The organism is Vibrio sp. YT-19(2023) (assembly GCF_033337395.1).
Genome location: NZ_JAWOQN010000625.1, coordinates 1 through 649 on the forward strand (window position 1 = coordinate 1; position 649 = coordinate 649).

Annotated in this window: 1 protein-coding gene and 1 pseudogene; both read left to right on the plus strand. The window is 46.4% G+C overall.

Annotation, left to right across the window (positions count from 1 at the left end; translation table 11 throughout):
* Positions 1-339: UTRA domain-containing protein (locus R7E78_RS27520; protein ID WP_318058805.1), on the plus strand; the 339-nt coding region annotated here is incomplete at its 5' end.
* Positions 340-404: 65 nt separating this feature from the next.
* Positions 405-649, plus strand: a pseudogene (locus tag R7E78_RS27525) (multidrug transporter); the annotation flags it as partial.

Sequence of the window (649 nt, forward strand, 5' to 3'; positions counted from 1 at the left end):
GACCGCGTTCGATATTTGGAAGACAGACCTGTTGTGTATGTGACCAACTATATTCGTCCAGAGATCTTCCCCAATTTATTGAGCTTTGATTTGACCAACTCGCTGACCGACATTTATCGCGAGCACTTTGGTGTGGTGTATCAGAAGACGCGTTACCGTATTTCTACCAGTACCTTGCTTGGTGAAGTCGCGCAAGCATTGCGAGCAACATCGGGCACTCCGGCAATGGTTGTTGAACGTACTAACTATAACCAACATGGCGAGTTGATTGACTGCGATATTGAATACTGGCGTCACGATGCCATCAGTATTGAGTCGGTGGCAGAGCTCAATCACTAACGTTCGTATTTTCATATTCAAAGGCTCCATCTCGGAGCCTTTGCTTTGTCTAAACGGGAAAACAAATGGATTTCTTGGCAATCGCACTCGTTGTATTTTCTGCGGTTTTGCATGCTGGTTGGAATATCTTGGGTAAAAACCATTCCGGATCAGGCGTGGCATTCACGATGGCTGCAAGCCTGTCTGCTTGTGGAGTGCTTACCCCATATCTGATTTGGTATTTAATCACGCTCGGTTGGACTTCGTTGCCAGTTGAGTTTTGGGGAATGCTGGCTTTTAGTGGAATAGCGCAAATTGTGTATCTCGTCGG